Below are 18,975 nucleotides of genomic sequence, written 5' to 3'. Positions count from 1 at the left end.
ATCAGACTAGGCCAACGTGCTTCAAGGCCTCGATGGGAGGACCTTCAAAAGCAGCCAGGGTGACATTGCCACGATAACCGATGTCCTTCATGCCTTCGGGGGTGGTGTAGTAGCCTCCGGCGGTGAGGTCACGATACCGTTTGAAAAAGGCGGAGGCTTTTTTGTGCTCAGGTTTGGCTGGGGACCCCAGACTGAGTTCCTCGCAGATGGCATGTTGCTGGGTCTCGTTCAGTTGCGCAAAAGCGGTTTGAAAACGCTTCTGAGATTCGGCTTCCATCCAGTCCAGACCTTCAAGGATCGTTTTGCGATCTGCGGCCTGTCCAGGATAAGGGGAGCTGACCCATTCATCAATGAAGTCCGGCACACCGACAGCGGAAGCACTGGGGGAGGTTTCATCAGCTGGGATGATCACATCACAAAGCGCGGTGGCGGTGCGTCGCTGAGTTTCGCTCAGCGTGAGCGGCCAGACATCCCCCGGTTTGTAGATTTTCACCATGACGGGATCCGGTCCATAGCCGGTGGCTTTGAACGCAGCGGAAGCTCCTCGGGATGTTTCATTCAATGTTAGACTGGCCGATGCGGCGAGCATCCATTGAATGGCGGTGCGTCGGTCCATGCGGGTCGGAGAGGGGGAGTCGTGAGAGGTCATGGCCATGAGATCAGAGATTGCCTTTCTTCATTTCGTCCATCAGATGATCGGCCATCCGCCAGGCCAGGGCCATGATGGTGAGGGTGGGGTTTTTATCCGCTGTGCTGGCAAAGGGGGCTCCATCCGCGAGAAAGAGGTTTTTGACGTCCCAGGTTTGGCTCCAGGCATTGGTCACGGAGGTTTGAGGATCACTGCCCATGATGGCGCCGCCGACTTCATGGATGACGGAACCCCCAGGCCGGATGGCCTTGAGCGGATCGGTCTCGGGAGGGCGTGAGAACTTGCCACCGAGCGCTTCCAGCAGTTCACCAATCCGCTGCTGTTGATGCTTCACCTGATTGAGCTCGAAGTCCGACCACTTCCAGTGAAAGCGCAGGACGGGAATGCCCCATTGATCTTTGAGATCGGGATCAATTTCACAGAAGCTATGGTCATTCGGCAGCATGGTGCCTTGCGCTCCGAAGCCCAGGCGGCAGCCATAGTAACGGCGGGCATCTTCCTTGAACTGCTTGCCATACGACACGCCCTTGCGGCCGGCTAGTTGATCCACGCCATTGGCCACCGTCATGGAGGGCATCTGACGGCCACTGGTGAACTCCAGATGATAGCCGCCAGGGAAGCCAAGCTCACCTTTCCGATTCAGCGCATGCTGAGTCCAGGGCACATAAGCATGCGGGCCACCGGCGCCATCTTCATTGTGCAGTGGCATGCCTTCGAAGGCGGGGATGTGGGCGCTGAAGCTGCTGGAGACGGAGTCGGTGATGTATTTGCCGACCTTGCCGCTGGAATTGGCCAAGCCATCAGGAAAGAGCGCCGACTTGGAATTGAGCAGCAAGCGCACGGATTCCTGGGAGCTGGCGGCGAGGACGACGGCGCGTCCTTGAACATGATTCTCCTTACCGGTGGTTTTATCAATGTAAGTTATACCCGTGGCTTTGCCTTCTGGATTGACGGTGACCTCGCGGGCCATGGCATTGGGGATGATGTCCAGATTTCCTGTCTCCAGGGCGGGGCGGAGGTGGACGCTTTGCGAGTCGTAATTGGCGCGGATGGCGCAGCCGCGATGGCAGTCCGTGGCCCAGAAGCAAGGCGCTCGGGTGCGCATGGAGTCTGCCAAGATCTTTTGCGCCTTGAGGTTCCCGGGATGCAGCTTGGGGGGAATGTTCTGCGCATCTTGAGGCACACTCAGCACCGCTCGGTGAATGTGGGCGACACGCATGCCCACTTTGGGCGCGTGCTTTTGCGCATACAGCTCGCCGACCCGCAGTTTCGGTGCTGGCAATAGAACGCCGGGGGATGAATCGGGCGAGTTTTCGAGGCCTTCGTTTTCACCAAAGACGCCCACCAGCATCTCCACCTTGTCATAGTAGGGGGCGATGTCGTCATAGCTGATGGGCCAGTCAAAACCGGCCCCATACAAGGAACGCGGTTTGAAGTCATAGGGACCATTGCGGAGCGAAATCCGCCCCCAGTGATTGGTGCGCCCGCCCATCATGCGCTGACGCCACCAGCGGAACTGCTCCGTCTCGGCCTGGCCGGCATTGCTGTAGGGTTCCCCCGGGATCTCCCAGCCGCTGTTGATGGAGCAATCGTGGAAGCCGTATTGTTTATCCGGTGTTTTTTCACCCCGCAGAGGTGCATGACTGGGCAGTTGAAACATAGCGGTCTCGGTCTGCACATTGAAGGAGCGCCCGGCTTCCAGCACCAGCACCTTCACGCCTTCCATGGTTAAGGTGTAAGCGGTCTGCCCGCCCCCTGCACCCGAGCCGACAATGATCACATCATAAGAGGACTGAGCTTGGTCTGGGGTGATGACAGGCATGGCGAGACAAGAGAAAGGTGCGGCTTGGCGAGTGCGAAACGCGGGGTGGCGCGACTCATTGCAAACGACCGCAGGAGAGGATGTCTCTCACGGAAGGCGAGGCTTATCTGACGTGAGGGGTGCAATGCCTCCCAATGGAGCATTCCCAGGGGCCTCTCGGGGTGAATCAGGATACGATTTTTTGATCGTTATCGCTTTAAAACCCACCCTTTAAAGAGTGGTGGCTCGGGACGGAATCGAACCGCCGACACGGGGATTTTCAATCCCCTGCTCTACCGACTGAGCTACCGAGCCATTCCCGCGCTTTTTTGGCGGGCCGCGATAGTGGCAAAGGCTAGCGGTCCATGCAACGAGTTTTTTACTTTTGACGCAAAAGTTTTGTCATGCGGCCTCATTGCGCTGCGGCTTCTCGGGCTCCACGCACGGTCTGTGGTGCGAAGCGTGCGCGCCAGATGTAACGTTGGAAAAGCACCTTGATGCTGGCAGTGAGGGGCACGGCCAGGATGGCACCGAGCAAACCCCCAAGCAGAAGGCTCCAAAGCAACACACTGGCAATGACCGTCATGGGGTGCAGTCCCACGGCTTCACCCACCACTCGGGGAGTGATGAAAAAGCCATCGATCTGCTGAACGATGATGAAGATGACCGAGACGGCCAGCGGCATGGCCCACCAGGGATCGGCGGGGATCAGGGCACTGCCGCCTTGCACGGCGCCGATGATCACGGCAGGAATCCAGCATAGCGCGATGCCCAGATAGGGAATGATGCCCGCCACACAGAGGGCCAAGCCAATGAGCAGGCCGAAATCCAGGCCGATGATCATGAGCCCCGCTCCGGTGGCGATGCCATTGATGACGCTGACGAAGAGCTGTCCGCGGAAGAAGGCGATGAGGTAGCGATTGATCTCGTTGAGACAGGACACGACTTCGTCTTTAAAGGCGCTGGCCCGCAGTGGGAGATAGTCGGACCAAGTGGCCTTGATGCGTGCGCTCTCGATCAGGAAATAATAGAGATAAAGCGGAACGATGATGAAGGAGAGCAGGAAGCCGAAGATGCCGAGGAAACCGCCGAAGGTGGATTTGAGGAAGTTCCACGAGTTCGTCAGCAGCGAGGGAAGCGCGGTCTTGACCCAGTCTCCAGAGAGCAGGGCCTGAAAATCCACATCCATAGCGGTAATGGGGGAGTCCGTTTCAGCGGGAGAGGTGAGTAAAGGGCGAGTCTCAACCGCTGCCTCCTCGGGGGGGGCAATGGTGGGAGCGATACCGCCCGAAGGCACTTCCAAGACAGGCTGGGCTGGAGCTGGATTGGATGTCGGAAGCTCGGGCGTGACGTCGGAAGATGGGCTTGGTTCCGAGGAAGTCGTGGGGGTGCTATGCGGAATGAGAGTGATGCCATAGTCACGCTCGATCCGGGCGGCGAAGTCCAGCGCTGCCGTGCGCGCTTTGACCGTGTAACCGGGCACCTTTTTCGCAAAGGAAGAGGTCTGCTCCCCCAGCTTAGGCACGACCCACCACCCGATGCCGAACAGGGCGATGCTGAAGGCGGCAAAGATGATCAACACAGCGGGCTGGCGACGCAGGCCACGTCTCTCCAGCCAAGCGACGCCGGGATCGAGGAGGTAAGCCAAGACCCCCGCCACGGCAAAAGGGGTCAAGATGGGTTGGAGAAAACCAATGACCTTGGTGCCCAGGAAGATGAAGCCAATGCTAAGTGCGCCGATGACGGTGATGGAGAGCGCAGTGACTGCGGTCCATAGGGCGCTACGCTGAAAGGCCGTGGGAAAGTTTTTCATGGAACGAGAGCGGTAGGACTGTTGCAGAGGATTCGAAAGATGGAAGGCTTTTGATGCGCTGAGAACGATCAAAGCGACGCTTCACCGTTCGAGGAGTGTAATTTTGCTTCAGTCTTGTAGCCGTGAGGTGGGCTTGGATTGGGGGCATGGAATGCGTTGCTGATTGGAAACGCAAAGGTGGATGGAGCGCGGAATTCACTCCGTGCTCCTATTGATTTTTCGTCATTCAGCGTTCGGCGTTTGGCATTTCCCATTCGCTGCGTAAGATGGGGGTGTTCACGGATTTTCACTCCTCAGCGCCATGACTCCTCTCTCCCATGCCCGCCAGATTGTGGATACCATGCTGGGTTACCTCGGCTTTACGGTGACGATTGATGAACTGGAGGGTCCGGAGGGGCCGACGCTACAGATCCACACGGAGGATTCCCAACTGCTGATCGGGCGGCGCGGGGCGACGATGGAGGACATCCAGTATCTGGTGAACCGCATCCTGCAGCGGCACGTGCCCCAGGCACCGCGCATCCGTGTAGATATCGAGTATTTCCGCTCCATGCGGGAGGATAAGATGGTGGAGCAGGCCCGGGAGATGGGCGAGCGCGTGCGGGCCACGGGTCAGGCGCAGATGCTGGACCCCATGAACAGCTACTATCGGCGTCTCATCCACAACGTGTTTGTGAACGATCCTCAGGTGCAGAGCGTGAGCGTGGAGGAGGGGGATGCACGGTTTAAACGCATCCAGCTCAAGCGACGTGGGTAAACGGCCCGAGCGGTCTATTCGCCTCCAGGTTATCGGTCAAAGAAGCTCTCTTCTTCACGATCTCCCACCTTCAGATAGCGGTAATAGACCTCCAGCATGAGGGTGCACAGCACCTGACGGTAAACGGGGTCAGCGGCATCGCCGATGGGCCAGTTGGGGCGGCCTTTCTTAAAGCTGCCATCGGGCTGCTGCGCGGCCAAGATCTGCGGAAGGAATTGCTCGTTGTAAAACTTCCAGTCCTCGCCACCGGCTTGGAAGAAGGTCTGGGTGTAATAATACCAGCAGTAGAGGTTGCAGTTCTTTTCCCAGTCCAGCGGCTCCTCCGTGAGGAAGTCGCGCAGGAAACGAATGCCTTTTTTGATGGAGGCCGTGCGGCCCTTGCCCAGGGTCTGGAGTCCGAGGGTGCCTACGCCGGTGAGGCTCCATTGGTTGTAGTGCATGTCGCGTCCCGGTTTCCCATAGCCGCCATCCTTGGTCTGCAGGCGCTCGATGTAGTCGCAGGTGCGATTGATGGCGGAGGAGAGACCATCGATTTTCAAGCCGGTGTATTTGGCCGCTTTGAGGGCCTGATACTGCCAGCCCGCCACGGAGAGGTCTTCGCGATTCGAGGTCTTTTTGCCTTCAGCGAGGTTCTTGGTGTAATAGTCCCAGGAGCCTTCGGCATTCTTGGCATCGGCCTTGTTTTGGGTCTCGATGATCAGCTTCACGCCTTTCTCAAATGCCTCGCGCATGCCGGGGAGCTGCTTGCTGCCCAGTCGGGCCAGGGTATACATTTCCCCCAGGGCATAGGTGGCGATGCCATGCTCATAGGCCCCGTGGTTGCTTTTGAAGTCTTCGGTGATGGCCCCGTAGGGGTTCTTTTTGGACAGCTCCACGAGGAACATGATGGCGTCCATGACGTTATCACCATAGAAAGGCGAGTCAGGCGTCTCACAGCGGCCGAGGTAGCAGAGCAGGGCTAGACCAGTCATGGCAGCGCGATCTCGTTTGCCTCCTGCCTGGCCCCAGTAGCCGTCTTTATGCTGCTGGCTCTTCAGCCATTCGAGCGAGGCTGAGACGGCACGTTCACATTCGGCATTGCCGCCATTCTGACGCAGTTTTTCCAAGCGCTCAGAGGTGGCACAGCGCTGCTTCATGGAGGGAGGCAGGGTGACGAAGCTGGCCATGCTGCTCATGCTCTTGCCGGAGCCAAAGGTGAGATTCACGCTCGATTTGCTGAAGCCGGGGGCACCGAGACTGCCACTGCCGAGCGCGGAACTCACATCCGGCACGTCCAGCAGATCTGGCGGTGCATCGGGAAGGGTGATCTCAGAGTTGGCATTGGTGCTGACGATCTTCTTCATCGGCATGGTTTTATTCAGCGAGGTGCGCTTTTTCTGCTGCACCTTGTGCTGCATCTCCGCCGAGGCCAGTGCGCCTTTTTGAGTGCCTCCGCCAGGGAGGAAGTCCACCTGCTTTTCCGCCTGCTGCTGGGTGATCACAATCACGCCGCCGACGAGCAAAATGCCGACGTGGATGATGACGCTGAGGGTGAGTGATCCCCCGCCCACTTTACGCCAAGCTTCGATGAGCGGATTGCGCCGCTTCGTCTCAAAGTGGGTCAAGGCAGGAGGATGGAAGACCTCTCCAGCCACGGCGTCCACCGTCAGTTCCTCGTCCACCGGAAGAGCCGCATTCACGGGCTCAGCGGAGGATGCTTGGGGAGCCGCTGGATACCCAGGGATCCCCGGCTGGATGGGATAGCCCAGCTCATTCTGCACCGGATAACCCAGAGAATTCGTCGGGGCCGCTCCCGGGTATCCGAGATGCCCTGGCCCATAGCTCGGCGGTGGTCCCAGCTTTTGGGTGCCGGTGATCTTAGGCGGCACTGGAGGAGAGGACTCATCGCCCTGCGGAGATGATGGATGGTCGGACATAACAAACGATGGGTTTGGATGTTGAAACGAAAAGGGCTGGGTCCGGTTTAGCGGCGGTTCATGAACGGCTTAGAAATCGTCGCCGCCGACGGTGAAGGTCACGTTGGCGATCTTGGCTTTGGCCATGGAGTTGAGAACGTCGATCACGCGCTCGTAGCGAGCCTGTTCCTCGGCCTGGATCGTCACCATGACTTTGGCATTGCGGTGATCCGCCTCTTGCTTGAGGCGCAGCAGGGTGGCGGTGAAGTTCGGGAGCGCTTTATCCGTGGGCGTATCGAACTCTTCCTCATTGAGTGTGACGATGCCCGTCTCCTCCACGGTGACGAGAATCTCATCCGGTGGTGTGTTTTCATCCGCCAGTGCAGGGGTGCCCAGGCCGGGGAGCTGAGTCTTCAATTCCCGCTCCACCTTCACGGCTCCGGCCATGACCATGAAGAACAGCATGATGACGAAGACCACGTCGATCATGGGGGCGATCTGAAAGCCCATGTTGACCTGCTCCGTGTCCAGCGTGCGATGTTTCTTTTTGTGCGCCATGCTCAGGAGTCCTGGTTGAGGGTTGAAAAGGAAATGTCGTCGATGCCCGCCTGGGCGATGAGGGCCATGACCTTTTGGATTTCCACCGCCAGCACATCCCGATCTGCTCGAATGATCACGCGGTAAGTGGGGTTGTTATTCTTCCGCTCCGTGAGCACCTTGACGATCTCTTCGTTGGGTAGCTCCTGGGTATCCAGCTTAATCTTGGCCTCTTGCCGGGCGGCGATCCAACTGACATTGATGGATGCCTCGAACATGGCGTTCTTATCATCCTTTTTCTTGGCATCTGCCGCCACGGGCAGACGAATGTCCTGATCGATGCGCAGGACTTGAGCTGAGGTGATGCTCATGAAGAAAATGAGCAGCACCAGCAGCACGTCGATCATCGGAGCGATTTGAAACTCCGGTTCTCCATCTCCACCTCCGCCTCCTCCAGCCATAAGCGTGTCAGTTTGAGGTTGATTAATAGTTGGTTAGGTTCGTCCGGACGGGTTTAGCCGGCCACTGCGACAGCCACAGCGGGCTCACCGGCACCGGCCACCCAGTTCGGGATGGCGGCGTAAAACTCTTCTTCACCCACGTGGGCATCCTTCAGGTGCGCATAAGGCATCTTGCGGAAAAGAGCCCCGACGACCTCCTGCAGCTGATGCATGGAGCCCTGGAGTCGATTGCGCAGGAAGTAGAAGAACATGAAGGCAGGCACGGCGATGAACAGGCCGGAAGCGGTGGCCACGAGCACCTCACCGATGGCGGCGGAGAGCTTCGAGGGGTCACCCACGCCACTGGTGCCGAGGGTTTCGAAGGCATTCATCATCCCGGTCACTGTGCCAGTGAGGCCGATCATCGGGGTGCAGACCCCGATGACGGAGAGGTAGTTGATGCGGGTTTGGATGATGGAGTTCACCTTATTCAGTTCCGTGAACAGGGCCGCTTCCACCGCTTCTTCACCATCTCCTACGAAGCTGAGGGCGACACGCGAGACATCACAGAAGGCGGAGTTGTTATTTTTGCAGAACTGGTAAGCGCCCACGTAGTCACCCGCGCGGAAGAGATCCTGCACCTGAGTGACATGCTCTCCCGGAGCCATGCGGCGGATATTGGTGCGGGACCACAGATCAGTGATCAACCAAATCAGGGCGACGGAGCAGGCGGTGATGGGATACATGACCCAGCCGCCTTCATGGAACTGATCCATCAGGGTTTTCTCATGGCCTGTCGGGGCTTTGGCATCTCCCTCCGCCGCGGCCTCCTCCTCCTGAGCATGCACAGGGGCGACGATGAGCAGGCTGCCGCCGAGGAGAAAAGCACAGGCGCTGAAACGGGCCAGGAGGCGGGTGAGGGGACGAGTCACGGAGGACAGAGAACGGAGGGTCATGGACGGGGCTGGGATGGTTGGGATTCGTGAATGAAAGGGAGGGTGGCAGTGGGGGAGAAAGTCAGTCAGCTTTGCTTGGCAGGCGCATCGGGCGCGGCATCGGTTTCCGGCTCGGGTTCGTTTTTCATGCCGTTGATGGCCGCGCTTTCCTTGGTGGCGGCTTCGGAGATGGCGGAGCCTTTGTAGCCCTCCACGAGGCGGGTGAAGATGGCGTGGGCATCCTCATAGCGTTTCATCTTCACCAGCATCTGGCCTGCCTTCAGCTCGGCCTCCGGCACGCGCTGCATCTGGGTGCCAAAGAAGACGGGGATGCGCAGGTAGGCCATGAGCGCCTTTTCCCACTCCTTCTTTTTGGCATGAATGTCGGCGATGATCATCCAGATGGCCGCGCCGACAGCGGAGTCATCGGTGTCCTTCAGGATGCCCTCGGCCTCAGCCAGGATGGAGGTGTATTCCGTGGAGGTCTGGCGGTCGATATCGAGCTGGATGATGCGCAGCGTCATCTTCTGCGCGTCAGTGAGAGGCAGGGCACGGAGCTGCGGCAAGAGCTTGATGGTCTCTTCGAATTTTCCCGCCTGGCTCAAGGTTTCGACATAGGCAAAGAAGATGGGCTGATACCAGTTTCCCTCGATCTTTTCGAACTTCTGGAAGAAATCGAGCGACTTCTTCAATAGGGCCACCGCTTCATCGAACTTGGCCTGAGCCATCAGATCCTTGGCTTCCAGCAGTTCCGCCGGCTCGGGCCATTCCAGATAGGCCACGTTCTGCCAGGGCAGCACGGTGGTGGCGGTATTGCCGCCGATGTTGAGGGTGCGCAGGATCTTATCGCCATCGAGCTTGAATTCATTTTCAGGCACGCGGGTGCCGTCTTTCAGCACGATGGCCTGACCGAAAGCCATGGCGGCGAAGCTGACGATGGCCAGCGCCAGACGCAGGGTGCCTAACCGGGGCCGCATGAAGGAAGTGGAGCGAGAGTTCATGAAGGACGGCGGTTACAGTTTGGTGAGTTCTTGCTGTGCCTGCTGCATCTCAGGCAGGTCTTTTAGGTCCTGGCGCTTGGTCATTTCGATCAGCAGGAGTTTGGCGGCCTCACGATCCTCATATTTACGTTCTGGCGGCTCTGCCGGGCGATTGAGCTTCAGGAAAGCGCGGGCGCATTGCAGGTAAGCCTGGGCCATGATGGGTTTCCATTTCTGATGGGCGATGAACACACGCTGATAGAACGGAATGGCTTCACCCCACTTTTGGTTAGCGAACTCGATCTCGCCCTGCATGAAAAGCGCGGTGGCATGGGCTTCACCACGCCATTCTTTGGTGTTCAGGATCTGCTCGTAGAGCTTCTTGGCATCGGCATACTTCTTGAGTTTGAACAGGCTCTTGGCCTTACCCAGCGTGGCATCCTGGAGGCGGGAGCTGGCGGCGTATTCCTCAATGGCGGCTGTGAAGAGTTCCAGCGCCTTTTCATACTCGCCCTTGGCATAGGCGATCTCGGCCAGGCCCACAGCGGCTCCATCGGCATACTCGGTGTCTTTGTAAAATTCGTTCAGGCGGGTGTAGCAGGCGGCAGCCTTTTCCAGATCACCCTTCTGCCGTGCATTGTCCCCCACCGTGGAGAGCAGCATGGGGCTGAGGTCTTCGGGCTTGGCCACCTCAATGATCACGGTGAAAAGTTTCTCCGCTTTGACAGGCTCGCGCATCACCTTGGCCAGCCAGGCTTTGGCAAACAGGATGCGCATCTGGGCCGTGCCATTCATGGCAGCTTCTGGAGGCGTGATCAGGGTTTCCAGATCCTTTTCCAGCTGAGCGGAGGTGACCTCGGCTGCAGGGGCAGGCGCGGGTGCATCCTTGCTGGCAGTCGTGGGCACAGGACGGCGGCGTTTCGGTGCACTGAGGGTGACGAGCTGCTGAATCAGGCCTTCCACCTGTTGGTTCGTCGCATTGGGGATCTTCGGACGGATGGCCTCGGCCAGCAGTTGCTTGGCCTCCTCCACTTTGTTCTCTTTCACGCGGGCTCGTGAGATCCACAGCACGGCTTTCAGTTCCTGGTCTTCGTTGTCCTTGTGCGTGGTGAGATACTTCTGCCACATGTCCCCGAGTTCCTTCCACCGACCGGTGCCGGCATACAGGTCTGTGGCTTGATCGAGGGCGTAGCTGAGCACGTCTTCGGACTTGGCTTTATCCACGCCGAGGGCGAAGTGCTCCAGCGCTTTGTCATACTCGCCCTTTTGATTGTAGGCATCTCCCAGCAGGGCATGCACTTGACCGATGTTTTGATCATTGGGTGCATCCTTGATGATCTCCTGCAGATCCTTCATGGAGCCGTCCACATCCCGCGCCTGGAACTTGATGAAGGCCAGCCGGTAGCGTGCATCCACCACGTATTGGCCTTTCGGGTTTTGCTCGATGTAGTTCTTCAGCGCCTTGTTGGTGCTGACGGAGTCATTTTGATAGAAGTAGATCAACGCGACGCGGTAGAGCGCATCGTCTTTGTAGGCGGACTCGGGGAACTCCTTGACCAGTTGCTCGAAGGTCTCGCGCGCTTTGTCAAAACGCTGCATCTCAAAGAGCACGTTGCCGCGCAGAAAGCGCAGCCGCTCCTTATCGGCCTGAGGAAAGCTCTCGGCTTTCTGGAAAGCATCCGCAGCCTCCTGAAGCTGGCCGTTTTCATAAGCCAGCATGCCATACATCTCGGAGACGGTGCCAAGCTCGCTGCCCTCTGGAAAGTCGCTGATGTAGCGCTCGCAGAGCTTACGGGCCGTGCGCACCCGCTTGAGTTGGGCATTCGCGATGATCATGCCGAACAGGCAGCGATCCCGCTGCGGGAATTCCTTGAAGTCCCGAACGATCACTTCGAAGGCCAGCAGTGACTCCCAGAGTCGGCCCATCTCAAAGTAGCAACGGCCTAACCGATAATACAGAGAGGCATCGTAGTCGGCTCGGCCTTCGATCTCGGCCAGGAGAGCCTTGTTGGTTTGCAGCTTTCCCTCCAGTTCTTCTTTCGTGCCGCGGATGGGGCCCCGGCCTGGAGTTTTCAGGCTTTGTTCGATTTTCCCAATCACCTCTTTCTGCAGGCGGGTGATCTCGTTTTTCCGGCGCACGAGCTGATAGGCACCCAGGGCCTCGCGGAAGCTCTTTTTCTCCAGCATCTGATCCCCGAGCTTGAGGTAGATGTTGTTCATCTGCGCCACGTTGTCGCCCCCGGTGGCAAAGCCTTTCACCTTTTCCATGAGCGCACTGGCCTGATCCAGCTCACCCTTCGCCACATAGAGATCCGCCGCCATCATGGCCGCCTGGATGGCCTCACTGCTGCGGATGCCGCCCTCCAGCACGGAGTTCAACACGGTCAGCGCTTCATCCAACTTGGTTTCCTTTTTCAGCGCCTCGGCGATGAAGAGTCCGGCCTCCGCTTTCATGTCGGGGGAGCGAGCCGCCAGGTCTTTGAGGACGGAGACCCCCTTGTTCGTATCACCTTTATTGATGTAGCTGCGGCCCAGGGCCATCTGCACCACGCCCAGGTATTCGCCATCGGGGAAGTTTTTCACATACTCCTCGAGGGCCAGGATGGCTTTGTCATACTCGTTGAGATTGAAGTAGGATGCGCCCTCGACAAACAGCACCTGCGCGAAGGGTTTGTTATTCAGGTTGGTTTTGACCTGATCGATTTTCTTCAACGCATCGGCGTATTTGGCCTGCTGGAAAAATTGCAGGGCATCCGCCATCAGCGCCTCCGTCTCCTGCTGGATATTGAGGCTGCCGGGTGCCGCTGGAGCAGGAGGGGGTGTCTGGCCCGAAACCTGCTGGCACAGGGCGGTGAGCAAAAGAAGACGGAAAACGTAGCTTCGCATGATGGACACGAAAAAGTAAATCACAGCCCGTTCCTCGGGAGCAATGCCAAACCCTGTTCAGCCGTGGTTCCTCGGGTGAATATCCCTGTCTCCTGACGTTTGGTGGTTGGGCACAAACGAGTCATTTTTAACGGAAAAGTGACAAGAAATACTCAGTTGCTGATTTTTTGTCACGACTGTTCTTGATCCTTTGACACTCTTTTTGTTGTCCGCGTTGTGCATCTTTAAGCTTGATGCTGAGGCACTTAACGTATGGCTTTTTCCGTTCTTAGAGGCTTTTGAGTTATGTTACAGATTTGACACTTTCGTCATGCTCTGTTCCGTCTGTGGCATCCGCTCCCGTAGCGGCCCGCCCCCGCCCATGATCTCACTGCAGAAGCTTTTTGGTAAAAACGACATTTTCTTTGACCTGCTGGAAGCCAGTGCTGAAGAAGCACTGCACAGCGTGCAAGCGCTGGAGAAGTTGATTTCTCAGCCTGCGGCAGAGCGGAAGATGGATGAACTCATCCTCACCCGCCGGAAGGACAAGAAAATCACCGAGCAGATCAATGAGGAACTCTGCCGCACTTTTGTGACGGAGCTGGAGCGTGAAGACATCGAGGCACTCTCCAACGTGCTCTATAAGATCCCCAAGACGGTCGAGAAGATCGCCGAACGTGTGATCATCGCCGGCACCCGCCTCAGTGATGTGGACTTCAGCCGCCAACTCACCATGATGCGCGACGCCACCACGACGGTGGTCACCATCGTTAAGGAACTGCGCAAGAAGCTGCATCTGGAGAAGGTGAAGGACTACAATGCGAAGCTGCAGCACATCGAAGGTGAAGCGGACAAGCTGATGCTGGACCTGCTGCAAGCCCTCTACGCCGGGGAGCGTGACCCGATCCAGATCATCATGCTAAAGGACCTCTACGAACTCATGGAAAAGGTCTATGACCGCTGCCGTGATGCCGGGAACGTGGTCTCCCACATCGTGCTGAAGAACTCCTGATCTCCAGTCCAGCCCGCTCTGCATGACTTCCGCCCTGCTCTTGCTCCTCGTGGTGCTGCTGGTGGTGCTCGCCTTTGAATACATCAACGGCTTTCACGATACCGCCAACGCCATCGCCACCGTGGTTTCCACCAAGGTGCTGACTCCACGTCAAGCCCTGGCGCTGGCCGCCATGGCCAATCTTATCGGTGCTTTTTCCGGCACCGCCGTGGCCAAGACCATCGGCTCAGGCCTCGTGGATGTCGCTCATGTGACCACCACCACCATCCTGTGTGCGATGTTGGGTGGCATCATCTGGAACCTCGTGACTTGGTATTTTGGCCTGCCCAGCAGCAGCAGCCATGCCCTCATCGGTGGTCTCTGCGGAGCCACCCTGGCCTCGGCTCACGGTAACTGGCATGTGCTTATCTGGTCCAAAGCTAAGGTAGATGCCAAGACGGGTGCCGTCACCATGGACGGTCTTTTCCACAAGGTGGTGATCCCCATGATCACCTCTCCTATTCTCGGCTTCATTGTCGGTTTCATCGTCATGGGCTTCTTGTTTTGGTTGATCCGAAACTGGCGTCCGCGCCTCATCAATTCCCTGTTTGCGAAGCTGCAAATCGTCTCGGCTGCCGGCATGGGCTTCAGTCACGGTCTCGCCGATGCCCAGAAGACCATGGGCGTGATCGCGCTCACGCTTTTCACCGCCACCTCGGCGGGCACGCTGGACAGTGCGCCAGGCTTCCTGAGCTTCCTGCGCACGCCCACGTTTGAGGTCGCCACCTGGGTGAAAATCACCTGCGCACTGGTCATGGCGGCTGGCACCTGGGCGGGAGGCTGGCGCATCATCAAGACCCTCGGTCACAAGATGGTGAAGATGAAACCTGTGCACGGCTTTGCTGCTGAAACGACTGCCGCCGCGATCCTGTATGCCACCGGCCACATGGGCATGCCCGTCTCCACCACCCACGTCATCACCACCTCGATCATGGGTGTCGGTGCGGCGAAGCGCTGGAACTCCATCCGCTGGAGTCTCGTGGAGCGCATCGTCTGGGCCTGGGTCATGACGATCCCGGTCACGGCCCTGCTTTCCTACGTGATCTATCGCGTCATCTACCGCTTCGTTGGCTGAGATTTTCGCCCTCTTTAGGGGATGTGGGTTTCGCTCATTAGCCACGGCCACTGCGCCGCATGACCACGAGGGCATCCCCAGGCATGAGCATGGCGGTGGGATTGGGGTTCATATCGGTCCCGCCCTCCTTACGCAGGATGGCCAGCGCCATGAGTCGGCCTGCGGCCTCCGCCTCCAGGTCCTCCACCCGCCGATGCAGCCAGGGGGAGTTCGGGCCGATTTCGATCTCCTCCATGTCCAGCCCCAGCTCGGTGAGGTGATGCTCAAAGTCGAGGCTCGACTTGGTTTTCCCGCCCAGGAGCTCCCGCGCATTGGGATGTAGAATGAGGTGGGCGATCCGATCCGCCCCAATGTGAGCCGGTAGCACCACTCGATTGGCGCCGGCCTGGAGGAGCTTGCGCTCCGTGGACGGTACCTCCCCTCGGGCGATGATCTGGATCTGCGGATTCATATTCCGGGCACTGAGAGTGATGAAAACATTGGCCGCGTCGTTGGGCAGCACCGTCGCCAGGACCTTGGCACGTGCCACCCCGGCCATTCTCAGCACCTCTTCATCTGTGGCCTCTCCAGAGAGCGTCAGCCAACCGGACTCCCGAGCCTCAGCCACCCTCTCGGCCGATTGGTCCACAATGACAAACGGGGTGCCACCGCTCTCAAGCTGACTGGCGATCATGCGGCCGATGCGGCCATACCCGCAGATGATGACGTGCCCGGTGAGTTTTTCGATTTCGTTTTCCATACGTTTTCCTCCCAATGCGCGGTGGATTTGAGCCTCCGTCAGCCACTGTACGAGTGAACCGGTGATGAAGATGGTGCCCGTGCAGCCCAAGACGATGAGGGCCATGGTCCAGACCCGCAGCCAAGGCTCCGTGATCGGCCTCACCTCCCCAAATCCGACACTGAAGTCTGTGATCACCACCATGTAGATGGCATCTCCCCACGACCACCCGGCCACCCGGTAACCGATGGAAAAGACCACCATCACCGCCGCCTCAAAAAGGATCGCGTAAATCAGATGGGTCAGTGGCCGGCTGAAACGGGGGCGCATGGTCGGGGCGTAGCGTGCCCTCTTACCAGCCGGAGCCATGCCAGCGCCTTCATGGAAATGACTTTATGGGTGTCGGCTCCCCGCAGGCAGCGTTCGGAGCCCCGGCTTCAGCCGGAAGGTCTAGGGAGAATCGAAGCTCACTGATTCTGCCTACAGGCGGGGCTCCGAACTCAGACCCCTGAGCCCGGAGGCGGAAACTTTGAACTGAAGCCGCGAACGGCCTCAGGCTTTCACGGGCAGACCGGCGGCGGCGAGGATGCCTTCTTCAGAGACGATCTTGTTGGCCAGATCGGGTTTGCAGTCGCTCTTGAGTTCATCGCGGAATTTCTTGATGAAGCTCTGGGTCGGCCAGGAGCAGGCTTCGCCGAAGGCGCAGATGGTCTTGCCTTCGATCTGGTTGGCCACGCTCTCCAGGGTGTCCACATCATCCGGGCTACCATTGCCGGAGACGATACGGTCACTCAGCTTCTTCATCCACAGGCTGCCTTCGCGGCAGGGGGTGCACTGGCCACAGGATTCGTGGGCGTAGAAGTTGTTCAGGTTGTTGATGACCCAGGTCATGCTGCGGGTGTCATCCATGATGATCACACCGCCGGAGCCGGCCATGGAGCCGCAGGCGGCCATGGTGTCGAAGTCCATCGGGATATCCATGATGGTCAGCTCACGACCGTCCTTGAGTTTGAATTTCTCATCGGCACGCAGGACCTTGGCGGAGGAGCCGCCAGGGATGATGGCCTTGAGCTTGCGACCGGGTTTGAGACCGCCGCAGAGGTCGTTGATCACTTCACCCATGGTCACCTTGCCCACTTCTACCTCGTAGTAGCCGGGCTTTTGCACGTCGCCACTCACGCAGAGGATACGGGTGCCAGTGTTGTTCGGCGTGCCCAGTTTCGCATACTCCGCACCGCTCATCTGGATGATGTGCTTCACATGGCAGAGAGACTCCACGTTGTTCACGATGGTAGGGCACATGTAGAGGCCGAGGGCCGCTGGGAAATACGGAGGCTTGATGCGTGGGTAGGGGCGCTTGCCTTCCAGAGACTCGATCAGGCCGGTCTCTTCACCGCAGATGTAGGCCCCGGCACCGCGGTGCACGTAGATCTCGCAGTCGAAACCGCTGCCCAGGATGTTTTGGCCCAAGAAACCCTTGGCACGAGCTTCGGCGATGGCTTTTTCGACGATCTTGGCCGCGTAGGGGAACTCCTCGCGGATGTAAATGTAGGCCAGCTTTGCCCCCACGGCGAAGCAAGCGATGGCCATGCCTTCGACGAGCTGATGGGGGTCCTGATGCAGAATGTAGCGGTCCTTGAAGGTGCCGGGCTCGGATTCATCGGCATTGCAGATGAGGTAAACGGGCTTGGTGTTCGTGGGTGGGATGAAACCCCACTTCACGCCGGTGGGGAAGCCTGCGCCGCCACGGCCCCGCAATCCTGCGGCCTTCACCTCATTGATGATGGCCGTCTTCTCCATCGTTAGCGCCACCTTGAGCTGCTCGTAACCGCCGTCATTCAGGTAACACTCGATGGACGGGTCATAACCGACTCGGTCGATGTTCTTGAAGATGAGGCGTTTCTCACGCGCGTGAGGCTCTTTGCCGGGGAGATACTGGACTGCTGCCATAGCGCCAGTATCCGACTCCGGCGAAGGGCGGCAAGCAGGTTTGTGAAAAATTTCACAAGCCGGACCCTCAGGGCGGCAGCTCACATGACCGAACGGCCCTGTTTCTCGCTCCTAGCAGCCAGCGGTCTGGAGAAGGTCGAGAGGCATGGAAAGCTTTGGTTTTCAGTCTTTTGTCCCTGGTTAGGGGGCCACCTGCACCTTGACGCCGATGTTCTTGTAGGCGGCGATGATCTCAGCGGCGATTTTCTCATAGGAGCGTTCCTCCAGGAGAATGGGCAGGTGCTTGAATCCGGCGTTTTCACTCATGTCCGGCGGGGTGAGGGAGCGGGGGTAGCTGAAGCGCCCGCCGCCCAGCATTTTCACGCGGGGATCGGCAAAGAAGGCGCGTTTGGCCTGCACTTCACCATACACGGCTTCCATGAAGCGGATGAAGCGGGTGCCTTTGCCATCCCCATCCAGGTGGCAGAAGTAATACACCAGCAGTTGCGAGCGGTGATACATTTCACTCATGCGGCTAGGCGTGGAGCATTCGGCCACCCATTGCTCGCGGGGCATGGTCATGTGTTTCTTCAGGCTGTCGATGCTCGGGGGAAACCCTTCATTTTTCTCCCACACGGAGATGTCGTCCTTGATGGCGTTTTTATGCGCATCTGCCCGGAAGGTGCCGGATTTGTAGGGCAGCATCTCCGCATACTCGGCCGTGCCTTCGATGATCCAGGTGGGCATGAAGCCGAGATAATCATCCATGAGCTGATGGGTGATCTCATGGACAAGGGTGCCGTTGCTGTAGCTGTCGTTTTTGAAATACGTCTGTCCACGCTTTTCCAATCCCAAGCTGGGGAAGGGGATCTTGAAAATCTTCTCACCGGTGTTGTAAACGCCGCCCGAGTTTTCCGGCCCCCCTGCTTCAAAGTAGTCCTGGCGGGATTCATACAGCGCCGCTTGGAAGCGCTGCATGCCTTCCGGTGGGCGGCAGACGACCCCCCAGGGCAGGGCATTGATGAGGGAGCGTGTGGCTTCAAAGGTGCGGGCCACTTCCTTCATCACGCTGCCTGCGAGCTTGGCCTGCGAGCTGAACTCGAACGCCTCAGACTGATACACATACTTCCGCTGAGCCACGCTTTCAGAGATCGTGGTAATCTCAATCGAACGAGGTGGAACGGTGACGTTTTCGGGCCAGGTGCGTTGCGCGATGGGCACACGATTTGGGTCGCTGACGGAAGTTGCCGCAGTAGGGACGGCGGCGCCTCCGCCCGTGCTGGCCACGGCTTCTTTCACAAAGGCCTGATCCACCGCACTGAGTCGGGCCAGCGGGAAGGGGACGGTTTTCTCAGGACTCATGCGCAGCAGCACGCTATCGCCATCCATCCCGGCGAATTCCGCATTCACCGTTCTCCCGGCATCGTCCGTCCATGAGCGCACGGCTCCAGCCATCTGAGCAGGCAGGCTGGCGATCAGCAGAAGGCTGAGGCAAAGGGTGATTTTTTGCATGATCTCGACGGGTTTATC

15 protein-coding genes and 1 tRNA gene are annotated in these 18,975 nt (G+C 58.5%); 3 read left to right on the top strand and 13 right to left on the bottom strand.

Annotation, left to right across the window (positions count from 1 at the left end; translation table 11 throughout):
• Position 1: 1 nt before the first annotated feature.
• The 4 genes from B5D61_RS18575 to B5D61_RS18560 form a co-directional block, all read right to left on the bottom strand.
• On the bottom strand, positions 2-616 hold the full coding sequence (locus B5D61_RS18575) for a gluconate 2-dehydrogenase subunit 3 family protein (protein ID WP_078814962.1): 615 nt from the start codon (positions 614-616) through the stop codon (positions 2-4).
• Between the two features lie 43 nt (positions 617-659).
• Positions 660-2,471: a GMC oxidoreductase gene (locus B5D61_RS18570; protein ID WP_078814924.1), complete on the bottom strand. Its 1,812-nt coding sequence runs from the start codon at positions 2,469-2,471 to the stop codon at positions 660-662.
• 218 nt (positions 2,472-2,689) lie between these two features.
• A tRNA-Phe gene (locus B5D61_RS18565) sits at positions 2,690-2,765 on the bottom strand.
• Positions 2,766-2,862: 97 nt separating this feature from the next.
• A complete protein-coding gene (locus tag B5D61_RS18560; RefSeq protein ID WP_139373360.1) occupies positions 2,863-4,263 on the bottom strand; it encodes an AI-2E family transporter in 1,401 nt (466 codons plus the stop codon).
• Between the two features lie 301 nt (positions 4,264-4,564).
• Between B5D61_RS18560 and B5D61_RS18555 the strand changes: the two genes are divergently transcribed.
• On the top strand, positions 4,565-5,020 hold the full coding sequence (locus B5D61_RS18555; RefSeq protein WP_078814922.1) for a Jag family protein: 456 nt from the start codon (positions 4,565-4,567) through the stop codon (positions 5,018-5,020).
• A 29-nt stretch (positions 5,021-5,049) separates the two neighbouring features.
• On the opposite strand, the gene B5D61_RS18550 is transcribed toward B5D61_RS18555, so the two are convergent.
• The 6 genes from B5D61_RS18550 to B5D61_RS18525 form a co-directional block, all read right to left on the bottom strand.
• Positions 5,050-6,936, bottom strand: a complete 1,887-nt coding sequence (locus B5D61_RS18550; RefSeq protein WP_078814921.1) for a prenyltransferase/squalene oxidase repeat-containing protein — start codon at positions 6,934-6,936, stop codon at positions 5,050-5,052.
• Positions 6,937-7,005: 69 nt separating this feature from the next.
• Positions 7,006-7,473: an ExbD/TolR family protein gene (locus B5D61_RS18545; RefSeq protein WP_078814920.1), complete on the bottom strand. Its 468-nt coding sequence runs from the start codon at positions 7,471-7,473 to the stop codon at positions 7,006-7,008.
• Between the two features lie 2 nt (positions 7,474-7,475).
• On the bottom strand, positions 7,476-7,913 hold the full coding sequence (locus B5D61_RS18540; RefSeq protein WP_078814919.1) for an ExbD/TolR family protein: 438 nt from the start codon (positions 7,911-7,913) through the stop codon (positions 7,476-7,478).
• Between the two features lie 53 nt (positions 7,914-7,966).
• Positions 7,967-8,848, bottom strand: a complete 882-nt coding sequence (locus B5D61_RS18535) for a MotA/TolQ/ExbB proton channel family protein (RefSeq protein ID WP_078814918.1) — start codon at positions 8,846-8,848, stop codon at positions 7,967-7,969.
• A 65-nt stretch (positions 8,849-8,913) separates the two neighbouring features.
• Positions 8,914-9,828 carry a tetratricopeptide repeat protein gene (locus B5D61_RS18530; RefSeq protein ID WP_078814917.1) on the bottom strand — a complete coding sequence of 305 codons (915 nt, stop codon included), beginning with the start codon at positions 9,826-9,828 and terminating at the stop codon, positions 8,914-8,916.
• A gap of 12 nt (positions 9,829-9,840) precedes the next feature.
• Positions 9,841-12,693 (bottom strand): tetratricopeptide repeat protein, encoded by a 2,853-nt coding sequence (locus B5D61_RS18525; RefSeq protein WP_139373359.1) that lies wholly within the window; start codon positions 12,691-12,693, stop codon positions 9,841-9,843.
• 361 nt (positions 12,694-13,054) lie between these two features.
• Here B5D61_RS18525 and B5D61_RS18520 point away from each other — a divergent pair, with 361 nt between their 5' ends.
• Both B5D61_RS18520 and B5D61_RS18515 read left to right on the top strand, forming a co-directional pair.
• On the top strand, positions 13,055-13,684 hold the full coding sequence (locus B5D61_RS18520) for a DUF47 domain-containing protein (RefSeq protein ID WP_078814915.1): 630 nt from the start codon (positions 13,055-13,057) through the stop codon (positions 13,682-13,684).
• A gap of 22 nt (positions 13,685-13,706) precedes the next feature.
• The gene (locus tag B5D61_RS18515; protein WP_245846564.1) at positions 13,707-14,798 is read left to right on the top strand and encodes an inorganic phosphate transporter; all 1,092 of its coding nucleotides are present in this window, start codon (positions 13,707-13,709) and stop codon (positions 14,796-14,798) included.
• Positions 14,799-14,835: 37 nt separating this feature from the next.
• Here the strand turns inward: B5D61_RS18515 and B5D61_RS18510 are convergent, their stop codons facing one another.
• The 3 genes from B5D61_RS18510 to B5D61_RS18500 all read right to left on the bottom strand — a co-directional run bounded on the left by B5D61_RS18510 (position 14,836) and on the right by B5D61_RS18500 (position 18,957).
• Positions 14,836-15,846 carry a potassium channel family protein gene (locus B5D61_RS18510; protein ID WP_078814960.1) on the bottom strand — a complete coding sequence of 337 codons (1,011 nt, stop codon included), beginning with the start codon at positions 15,844-15,846 and terminating at the stop codon, positions 14,836-14,838.
• Positions 15,847-16,068: 222 nt separating this feature from the next.
• Entirely contained in the window at positions 16,069-17,466 is a 1,398-nt protein-coding gene (gene nuoF / locus B5D61_RS18505; RefSeq protein ID WP_078814914.1) for an NADH-quinone oxidoreductase subunit NuoF, read from the bottom strand.
• A 180-nt stretch (positions 17,467-17,646) separates the two neighbouring features.
• Positions 17,647-18,957 (bottom strand): hypothetical protein, encoded by a 1,311-nt coding sequence (locus B5D61_RS18500; RefSeq protein WP_078814913.1) that lies wholly within the window; start codon positions 18,955-18,957, stop codon positions 17,647-17,649.
• Positions 18,958-18,975 lie beyond the last annotated feature (18 nt).

This window comes from Prosthecobacter debontii (assembly GCF_900167535.1).
Lineage (GTDB): Bacteria > Verrucomicrobiota > Verrucomicrobiia > Verrucomicrobiales > Verrucomicrobiaceae > Prosthecobacter > Prosthecobacter debontii.
Note: the sequence above shows the minus strand (reverse complement) of the source record. Positions and strands in the feature narration are given on the sequence as shown.

What these genes read in the sequence shown, in the direction of transcription:
- B5D61_RS18535 (WP_078814918.1), bottom strand. Translation starts at nt 8,848, where the DNA reads ATGACCCTCCGTTCTCTGTCCTCCGTGACTCGTCCCCTCACCCGCCTC.
- B5D61_RS18540 (WP_078814919.1), bottom strand. Translation starts at nt 7,913, where the DNA reads ATGGCTGGAGGAGGCGGAGGTGGAGATGGAGAACCGGAGTTTCAAATC.
- B5D61_RS18510 (WP_078814960.1), bottom strand. Translation starts at nt 15,846, where the DNA reads ATGCGCCCCCGTTTCAGCCGGCCACTGACCCATCTGATTTACGCGATC.
- B5D61_RS18520 (WP_078814915.1), top strand. Translation starts at nt 13,055, where the DNA reads ATGATCTCACTGCAGAAGCTTTTTGGTAAAAACGACATTTTCTTTGAC.
- nuoF (WP_078814914.1), bottom strand. Translation starts at nt 17,466, where the DNA reads ATGGCAGCAGTCCAGTATCTCCCCGGCAAAGAGCCTCACGCGCGTGAG.
- B5D61_RS18500 (WP_078814913.1), bottom strand. Translation starts at nt 18,957, where the DNA reads ATGCAAAAAATCACCCTTTGCCTCAGCCTTCTGCTGATCGCCAGCCTG.
- B5D61_RS18560 (WP_139373360.1), bottom strand. Translation starts at nt 4,263, where the DNA reads ATGAAAAACTTTCCCACGGCCTTTCAGCGTAGCGCCCTATGGACCGCA.
- B5D61_RS18575 (WP_078814962.1), bottom strand. Translation starts at nt 616, where the DNA reads ATGGACCGACGCACCGCCATTCAATGGATGCTCGCCGCATCGGCCAGT.
- B5D61_RS18525 (WP_139373359.1), bottom strand. Translation starts at nt 12,693, where the DNA reads ATGCGAAGCTACGTTTTCCGTCTTCTTTTGCTCACCGCCCTGTGCCAG.
- B5D61_RS18570 (WP_078814924.1), bottom strand. Translation starts at nt 2,471, where the DNA reads ATGCCTGTCATCACCCCAGACCAAGCTCAGTCCTCTTATGATGTGATC.
- B5D61_RS18515 (WP_245846564.1), top strand. Translation starts at nt 13,707, where the DNA reads ATGACTTCCGCCCTGCTCTTGCTCCTCGTGGTGCTGCTGGTGGTGCTC.
- B5D61_RS18550 (WP_078814921.1), bottom strand. Translation starts at nt 6,936, where the DNA reads ATGTCCGACCATCCATCATCTCCGCAGGGCGATGAGTCCTCTCCTCCA.
- B5D61_RS18530 (WP_078814917.1), bottom strand. Translation starts at nt 9,828, where the DNA reads ATGAACTCTCGCTCCACTTCCTTCATGCGGCCCCGGTTAGGCACCCTG.
- B5D61_RS18545 (WP_078814920.1), bottom strand. Translation starts at nt 7,473, where the DNA reads ATGGCGCACAAAAAGAAACATCGCACGCTGGACACGGAGCAGGTCAAC.
- B5D61_RS18555 (WP_078814922.1), top strand. Translation starts at nt 4,565, where the DNA reads ATGACTCCTCTCTCCCATGCCCGCCAGATTGTGGATACCATGCTGGGT.